The 9,012-nt window shown below is 44.6% G+C and carries 6 protein-coding genes; 2 read left to right on the forward strand and 4 right to left on the reverse strand.

Features of this window, described 5'->3' with window-relative positions; all coding sequences use genetic code 11:
* Nucleotides 1–99: 99 nt before the first annotated feature.
* Nucleotides 100–1,653 carry a cohesin domain-containing protein gene (locus tag WS40_RS03090; protein WP_046440099.1) on the forward strand — a complete coding sequence of 518 codons (1,554 nt, stop codon included), beginning with the start codon at nucleotides 100–102 and terminating at the stop codon, nucleotides 1,651–1,653.
* 98 nt (nucleotides 1,654–1,751) lie between these two features.
* Here WS40_RS03090 and WS40_RS03095 read toward each other — a convergent pair whose 3' ends face one another.
* Nucleotides 1,752–3,503, reverse strand: a complete 1,752-nt coding sequence (locus WS40_RS03095) for a helix-turn-helix domain-containing protein (RefSeq protein WP_046440101.1) — start codon at nucleotides 3,501–3,503, stop codon at nucleotides 1,752–1,754.
* Between the two features lie 323 nt (nucleotides 3,504–3,826).
* Here WS40_RS03095 and WS40_RS03100 point away from each other — a divergent pair, with 323 nt between their 5' ends.
* Nucleotides 3,827–6,295 carry an InlB B-repeat-containing protein gene (locus WS40_RS03100; RefSeq protein ID WP_046440103.1) on the forward strand — a complete coding sequence of 823 codons (2,469 nt, stop codon included), beginning with the start codon at nucleotides 3,827–3,829 and terminating at the stop codon, nucleotides 6,293–6,295.
* 68 nt (nucleotides 6,296–6,363) lie between these two features.
* Here WS40_RS03100 and WS40_RS03105 read toward each other — a convergent pair whose 3' ends face one another.
* The 3 genes from WS40_RS03105 to WS40_RS03115 are packed head-to-tail and all read right to left on the reverse strand — an operon-like array spanning nucleotide 6,364 to nucleotide 8,650.
* Entirely contained in the window at nucleotides 6,364–7,236 is an 873-nt protein-coding gene (locus tag WS40_RS03105; RefSeq protein WP_046440105.1) for a DegV family protein, read from the reverse strand.
* A gap of 28 nt (nucleotides 7,237–7,264) precedes the next feature.
* On the reverse strand, nucleotides 7,265–7,771 hold the full coding sequence (locus WS40_RS03110; RefSeq protein WP_046440107.1) for a tRNA (cytidine(34)-2'-O)-methyltransferase: 507 nt from the start codon (nucleotides 7,769–7,771) through the stop codon (nucleotides 7,265–7,267).
* 21 nt (nucleotides 7,772–7,792) lie between these two features.
* A complete protein-coding gene (locus WS40_RS03115) occupies nucleotides 7,793–8,650 on the reverse strand; it encodes a pyridoxamine kinase (protein ID WP_038670828.1) in 858 nt (285 codons plus the stop codon).
* Between the last annotated feature and the right edge of the window lie 362 nt (nucleotides 8,651–9,012).

Raw genomic sequence — 9,012 nt, forward strand, 5'->3', positions numbered from 1 at the left:
TAATGAAATATTACAAATTAAAGACAAAACAATAGTAAACAAAATTAATCAAGAGCAAAATACTGACAGAAAAACACGATTTTGCAACGGAGGTATCAAATGAAAAAACTGAAAATAAACAAGATGGCGCTGTCGGTGGCAACAGCGTTTCTTATGCTCACGAGCATTGTTTCCACAGTGGCTAGTGCATCAGGCGGAAACGAGATAAAGCTCACAAGCGACAAGAACTTTGCACAGGCAGGCGACAGCATAAACGTAAAAGCGAGCCTTGAGCCTGATAAAACAGGCGTTGCAGGCTTCACTATAGACCTGCATTATGACCCGTCAAAGGTAACAGTATATGTGCCGACCGATGAGGAGAGCGAGAGTACATACAATGTGGGAAGCAAATTCTCTGTTATAACCAACTATGTTGCTTCATCGGGCACTATAAAAATAGTCGGTGCAAACCTTACAGGCTCTAACATAAAGGACAGCACAGACCTTGCCCTTGCGACTTTCAAGGTAAAGGACGGCGTAACAGGCAAGATAAACTATTGGGTAGAGGTTGAAACAATGGTGGCGGAAGCTGACGGTGGATACAAGTCAGTTTCATACTCAGCACCTACAGAGGGTTCACCGCTCACTGTCAGTGCAGGGGAGGAGATCACAACAACTCCTGCAACGACCACTACGACTGCTTCATCTAAGGCTGAAGCTACTACAACCACATCAAAGTCGACCACAACTACAACGACGACTACAGCAAAGACTACGACCAAGTCCGAAGCGACTACCACAACTACGGCTAAATCTGAGAAAGTTACAACAACTACAACAAAGCCTGTTGAAACCACCACAACGACTACAACAGCAAAGAGCGAAACTCAGACCACTACGACCGCAACATCTGCACAGCCTGAGTCCGAACCGCTTTTCACACACAAGCAGGGTGACGCCGACTTCAACAGCGAAACTTCCCTTCAGTTCGGCTTCAAGCTTTCTGACTACATAACAGACTATTCACAGCATTACAATGTAAAGGTCAACGTAAAGTCATCAGGCAACGCAAGCGGTGCAGTCGGTGCGTTGGTAGACGGAAGCTGGTCTGCACAGAGCACGAAGCTCACAGGTGGCGAGGAAGCACAGTGGATATACTCAGATCTTGACCCTTCAAGAACAAGTGACGAGGTTTTCGTACAGCTTTATTATTTAAAGGCAAATGCAGATTTTCAGATAGCCTCCGTGGAAGTAACGCCTGTCAAGGAAGCAGTTGACACATCAGCCGTTACAAAGGTCACAGCGGCAGAACCAAAGCCTGCTGACGATACAACGACCACAACTACAACAGTAAGTACAGAGCCAAAGGCTGACGAAAACACACAGCCTGAAAGCACCACCACAACAGCAGCCAGACAGCCTGAAAATGTCGGTGCGGCTGTTACTACAGTAAGCGAGGGCGACAGTTCGCAGGAGCTTACAGGATCACAGGCAACAGAAAAGATACAGCTGATAGTTGACGAGGCCTCATCGCAGGCTGACAGCTCAAAAGTAAATCCGTCAACAGGCGTTGAAATGACAAAGAACATTCTCACTGTCATTGCCGCAGGATATGTTATTTTTGCGATATTTGCAGTTATCTTCAACAGATTTGCCGCAAAGGACGAAGAATAATAACCGAATATATTTCTTTTGGCTATAAAAACGGACGTTTCCATCGGAAACGTCCGTTTTTCGTCAGGAACACCAAGGGGATAGTATGATCCTGCATTTTATTGATCTTCTATAACAGGCGGAATGAAATTCTCTAAGGCGCTGAGAAGCTTCGGGTGTCGTATAACAAAATGTATAGCAGGCGCATTTCCCTTTGATATCATCGCCCACTGACCTTCATGGATCAGTATTTGCAAATTGCAGAAGGTCTGCCTCTTAGCATATTTAAGGCTATAGTTTTCATGTGTCTGTGCATAGCGTTCTGTGCTTTTTAAATGTGCAGAATAATCATCATAGCTGTAAAGAACATCACTGGCACAGAATACACCCGACAGGTCAAGGGCATGGTGACGTGTTTCAAATTCCTCTTGGGAAAGACAGCATATCTCGTCCTCTATGGTCATGGTTTCCAGTATGCTCTCAACTCGCTTTTTACGCTCGCTGACATAAGCTTTTATATCTCTGCCCCGGCGGTCGTCAATACCGTTTCTGTCAAGTATACTATTGAGCAGGTCATTATCCATAGTATAAACAGGCAGAGCAGATAAAATACTCCTGCGCCTGCCACGTCTGTGAGAGTCGGCAGTGAGAAAATCGCTGAAATCTTTTTCCCTGTCACTTCGGTATATCTCCATAAGCGGGCAGGCGTTTGAAAGCAGATCATTAGCACGTTTACGATAATATCCAAGCTCCTTTTTGGACTTGGTCAGATAATATCTGCCCTCGCTGTGAAACCCTGCCACGGCTTCCCCTGAAAGAGCCGCCGCACCTGATACCTTCAGCAAATGCAAAAAAGCATTATTCTGTACGTTTTTCAAATAGTAAGGCGCTATCTGCCCCGTCATATACATCGGTATCCAGCTTTCAAGACCAAGCATCATATCATCTAAGGAGCGGTCAAAATTATGTATCTGACAAAGGTGCAGACCCTTTTTAAGCATCAGAGCCATACCGAACATCCACTTCTTCGGAAATTCAGGATCATCAGCCATTTCCTTCATAGGCATATCACTGTACATTATCACAGGCTCATTAGAACGTGACAAGACTGTGGCTTTCAGAAAATCAAGCTCACTTTCCATCATTTCCTTGATGCCAAAATAACTTTTTGACACAGGAAGCTGAAAAGGCAATGCAGGTACTTTCATTTCATCAAAACGTATCACCTTTATGTATTCGTTCAGGTCAAACTCATCAAGCTTATCAAGAAACTCTTCAATTCCACCGCTTTTTATCTCTCTGCTCTGTCTGGCATGATCGCTGAACAGCCATTTGCATATCACTTCATAACGCTGTGACACATCCTCTATATCACTTTCATTACAGCCCACAAGCTGTGCGACCGCTGATATCTCTGTGGGAGTTCTAAGCTCCCTTGCAGTAAAGCCTGCTATTGCGGCGACAAAGCGTTCTGGGTCGGCAGGCTTTCTAGTACCGTTCCGTATACGGAAAACAGTGGAAACATCATAATTTATCTCCTTGCACATACGCTTGATGTTTATATCAAGGGCTGAGATAAGGGTATTGAAATTTTGCCGCATAGACTCTCTGTCGGCAGGTATGATATCTTCACAGTCAAGAAAGGCTCTTTTTATATTCTCCCTTGTCATATCGCCATAGCCTTTTTCCCTTGCCACAGCCTCAAGAGCTTTGCAAAGCCCGTCAAACGCCACAGTGTCTATCTCAGGTATTCTCTCTCCGCTTCTGTATCTGCTAAATGTTGAGGGAGATATCCCTGACAACTCACAAAGCTCCTTTGCCGTGCAGGAAAGCTGTTCTATATACTTACCAAGCTGTTCGCAAAACTTCATTTTAACGATCCCTCCCGCTGTCATATGGTATTACGTTAATTATATATCATATTTATCAAAAAAGGAAGTCCCCCACGATATATAATTTCAAAATTGGCATATGACTATTATGAAATAAATCACAAATTTATTCATAGATTTGTTATAATGTGATAAAGGATATCACATTAGGGAAAATACAAAGTAATGGAGGTGTGCTTATAGGATAATAACGAACATGAGAAAAAATATAATATCAAAAGGAGATGTATATTATGAAAAAACGATCACTGCAAGGGAGAATAACCGCTTTTATCCTTACCCTATGTTTGGCAGCACCACAAATGTCTATGTTGACATTTGCTGAAAATTCTACAGTCAGTAATGAAACGGAACTGAAGTCGGCATTGGAAAATACGGAATTTGCAGAGATCAAGTTGGGCGGAAACATTGAGACCACCTGGGAACTAGATGTGGAGCGCACTGTTACTCTTGATCTCAACGGATATACCCTGAGCTGCAGCTCGACAGATGAGGATATAATTCGGGTGCGCAGCAGCGGAAACCTAACAGTAAAGGACAGCGGCACCAATGGCAAGATCGATGGGCAGAACAAGAACTGCGGATTTGAAGTCAAGGGCGGAACGCTTACTCTAGAGAGCGGCAGTATCGTGAATTGCACGGATGCCGACGGAGACGGCGGCGCAGTGGATGTATCCAACACTGGTGTAACGGAAACTCCGGTCAAGTACGGCAAGTTCGTTATGAACGGCGGTACTATTAAGGATTGCAAAGCAGGTGATGACGGCGCTGCTGTGGATATAGGCATGGGCTGCACATTTACAATGAACGATGGTACGATCAGCAACTGCAGAGCGGATGACGACGGCGGTGCTGTATTTGTCAAGCAGGGCGGCTTCTTCGTGATGAACAGCGGAACGATTGAAAACTGTTCTGCATGCAATAATGGCGGTGCAGTGAACATATACGAAAATGGCAGCTTCACCATGACCGGCGGCACAATTAAGGACTGCAAGGTAGACTTGGGAGGTCTCGGCAATGCAGTATATGGCAAAAACAATACGGCGATTGTTGTCATTTCTGGAGGTACGATCGAGAACTGTGGTGTATTTCCATGGTCTTTTGATGAGTTCACAGTGACATTTGATTCAGACGGCGGAAGTGCAGTGTCAGAGCAAAAGGTATTGAATACTTCTGCGATCGAGCCAAATGAACCGAAGAGGAACGGCTATGATTTTGCTGGGTGGTATCTAAATGATGCAAAGTATACCTTTGATACCAAGATCACTGGGAATATTACTCTAAAAGCACATTGGACGCCTGCGGCAACTTTAAGCAGTATTAACATGATCGATATCGAAAACGTGAAGCTCGATTATCAGCCGGGCAATGCCCCACAGGCATCGGCCAAGCGAACAGGCACTAATCAGGATAAATATGATATTCTCTTTGAGTGTTGGGAAAAGCAGGAAAAGGACGCCGACGACACAATGCACACGGTTGGCTACTGGTATTCTGATGAAAGCGTTTATTCGGACGACGATGTTCGATTCAATACCTTTGAAAAGGGCGGAAGGTATATATATTCCGTGAAACTTCAGGCAAAGGACGGCTATACCTTCGATCGCAATTTGAAAAATGAAAATGTTACACTGAATGGAGCAAGCCTGCCGTCTAGCGCGTGGGTCATGGTGATGGATGACGGCAAGACCTGTCTTATTAGATATGGAACAGAGCTGCGCCCCGGTCAGGCTGTTGAAGAAATCCGACTTAATGCCATTATCAACTTTAATGCCGGAGATAAACCGCTTTTCAGCACCGGTGTCATTGACCCTATCGTTGACACCGATCATCAGCGGTGGGACGCCAATGACGGCAGCGGTTATGGCATTACCTCCAGCGACTACTGGAACGAACGCTATAACGGTAAGCTCATTACGGAATTTGAAGCCGACAAAAGCTATACCTATGGCGTATATTTCAAGATTTCCGATTTGGGCATGGAAGAGGGCTACCGCTTCGATCAGAACACGAAGCTCTATATCAACGGCGAAGAAATCACCCTGACACCCGATCAGATCGATGTGGATGATAGCGGTGAAACCATTTGGTTCAGCAATGTATTGACCATGACGCCGTCCACCGTGAAAGTTATTGACGTGGTGGAGATCAACGACGCCACCATCAACTTCAAGGACGGCGACAAGCCAGTGTTTACAGGCAATGTGCCAGACGGCGCAAACTATGCGCTCCGAGCTGCGTGGTGGGAGCTTGACAGCAAGACCGGTCTGATCTCTACAGAGCCAGAGTGGGGAAGCGAAATTTATGAAAACAAGATCACCGCTTTTGAAGCCGGAAAGACTTACTATTATGGTGTGTATGTGACGGCTGTTGGTTTTGTTGAAAGTGAAAATACCTCTTACATATTCGGGCCAGACACTAAGCTGAAGATAAACGGCGAATTTGTAAATTACAAACGCTATGAAAATGATACGAGCGACGGCTCTGACGGCACCTTGTGGGTCATCACTGACCTTACTATGACGCCAAAGGCAAATGATACAAGCTCTGACAGCAGCGATACAAACTCAGACAGCAAAGACACAAGTTCAAATAACAGTGGCACAAGCACAAACAGCAACTCAAACACTGACAGCAAGAACCCTGTAAAGAACAATGCAGGAAGCACAAACCCTAACACAGGCAATGACCTTGGCGGTATCCTCTTTACTATCCTTATCACAGGAAGCGGACTTGTAGTTGCAGGCAGAAAATCACGCAAAAACAAATAACAACATGAGCTGACAAAAAAACGGGCGTTTCAAAGCGAAACGTCCGTCTTTTTATATCCATATCAAATTTACTTATTCTGTGCCTTAAAGATAACGCCCGTCACCTTTGGACCTGCGTTTATTGCAATTGCCGCACCTATCTGGAAACACTCCGCAGGTGGATAGCCCACCTTCTTCGTCATAGCCTGCGCCATTTCGTCCCTGACACTCTCGTCATTGCCGTAAACTATGCAGTAAGGTGTCTGCGGTATCATTTCCTTTACAGTCAGGTCAAGTATCTTTGGCACAATAGCCTTGTCGCCTCTTACCTTTGTTTCTGTAACGATAGCATGGTCATGTATCCTCATGATAGGTCTAAGACCCATTACCTCGCCCACAAAAGCAGCCGCAGACGGAATTCTTCCTGACTTCTTTGCATATTTGAGTGTATATGGTGCAAAGAAAATAACGCAGTTCTTTATCCAGTCCTCCATAAATGCCACGATATCAGCCGCAGGAACGTCCTTTGTGGCTTTCATTGCGCCCTGAACTACTGCATAACCATACGCTCCTGAGTAGCTCTCGCCGTCTATATTGTATATAGTGAACTTGCCCTTTGCTTCAGGGTGAACGGAATAAAACTCCTCTGCCGCCATAACAGCGTTGTTGTATGTTGCCGAGCCTTTTGAGTTTATGGTAGTGTTTATAACATCAGTATAGCCCTCGCTGTAGAGCTTCTCAAAAGTTTCCTGATATTCAAAAGCTGTTATCTGCGATGTAACAGGTATGCCGTCAAAATCGTCAAGCATTTTGTAGAATTTCTCGTTGTCGAAATCTATCCTTGATGTGTAGCTGTCATCACCCATTGCCACCTTGAAATTCATTATCTGGATATCCAGCTTCTTTTCAAGCTCATCAGTGATATCGCTCGCTGAGTCGGTAAGAAATTTTATTTTTGCCATAAATTCACCCTCCGTTTTTTTATTTATTTTATTCGTCCCATGTATATTGCGTCAGCTTGCCCTCTCTGCCAAGGTCGGGATAATCCCACTGCCTTAAAACCTCATAGCAGGCTATCGCCACTGAGTTTGACAGATTAAGGCTTCTGAGCGTTTTCCTCATTGGTATCCTCACACAGCTTTGGGGATTTTCATAAAGCAGTTTCTCAGGCAGCCCCTTGTCCTCTCTGCCGAAAATTATATACACTTCCCTATCCTGCGAATAATCCACATCTGAGTGTACCATTCTGCCCTTTGTGGTAAAAAAGTAAAACTCACCACTGTTTTTGGAGAAAAAGTCGTCAAGGTCGTCATACTCATGTATCTCCAGCTTATCCCAGTAATCAAGCCCTGCACGTTTTAGCTTTTTGTCGCTTATCTCAAAGCCGTAAGGCTTCACAAGATGCAGTGCCGCACCTGTCACTGCACAAGTCCTTGAAATATTGCCTGTGTTCTGCGGTATCTGCGGCTCTACAAGCACGATATTAAGTCTGTTCATCTGCGATCACTCTTCCCGATATCACAAATTCGTATAGTCCCTAAGCTCCTGATAGCTTGTGAGCCAAGGGAGCTGACCCTCTAGCATAAGACCATCTGTCCATGGGGTCTGGTAGCTGTATGTAGTCTTGACAGTAAGCTCTGTGAACGCTGTGGCTCTGTTCATTGCGATAGGCAGGCTGTCACCCTTGAGAAGTCCTCCAATAAGAACACTTGTGAACATATCTCCCGTTCCTGAATAGTGTGCAGGAACATAATCATTCTTTATTTTCCAAAAGCTATTATTTTCTTTATCATAGCCTACAGTTGACATTCCGCCGTCTGCAAGATTTACGCTTGTGATAACAACGATCTTTGCGCCCTGCTTTGAAAGCCTTACAAGCCATGATTTTATCTCAGAGCTGCGCATTGAAGCCGTAGGATATTCCTCGCCAAGAAGTATAGCCGCCTCTGTGAGGTTAGGCGTGATTATATCCGCCACCTTTACAAGCTCGACCATACGGCTGCAAAGCTCCTTTGTGTAGGTCTTATATGCCTTTCCGCCGTCACCCATAACAGGGTCTACGACCTTCAGGGCGTCAGGAAAAGCCTCGAAAAACTCAAGGCAGTGGTCTATCTGCTCGCTTGAAGCTAGAAACCCGCTGTACACACAGTCAAATTTCATATCCATTTTCTTATAGTGTTCCAAAGCCGGTTTCATGAAATCCGTAAGATCTCTCATGACAAACTCGCTGTAGCCCGTGTGAGCCGAAAGCACAGCCGTAGGCACAGGACACACCTGAATACCCATTGCCGAAAGCACCGGTATCACCACCGTCAGCGAACACCTGCCAAGGCCCGATATATCCTGAATGGAAACAACCTTTTTACAACCCTGCATAATAAAACCCTCTTAAAAAATACTCATAAATATTATTATAACATATCCATCAGGATTTTTCAATAGCCCATGGCTTGCCGGCAATATTTTTTTTGTAGTGCTACAATAGATATTGGACAAAATTAAGAAAAAAGAAAAGAGAGATAGACAAAAATCTGATAAAATAAAGTTACCACACCAAATTCAAATCAGAAAGGAAGCCTATCTCTCATGAATAGTATAACACAAGATATGAAGTTTCGTCAATCCTTAATGAATTACGCAAAGAAATATGGAGTGAGCCGAGCGAGCAGAAAATACAATAAATCACGTTCATATATATATTTCTGGCTGAAACGCTGGGACGGAAGTGTGGAGTCCCT

Source organism: Ruminococcus sp. N15.MGS-57, assembly GCF_000980385.1.
In the GTDB taxonomy this organism is placed as follows: Bacteria; Bacillota; Clostridia; order Oscillospirales; family Ruminococcaceae; genus Hominimerdicola; species Hominimerdicola aceti.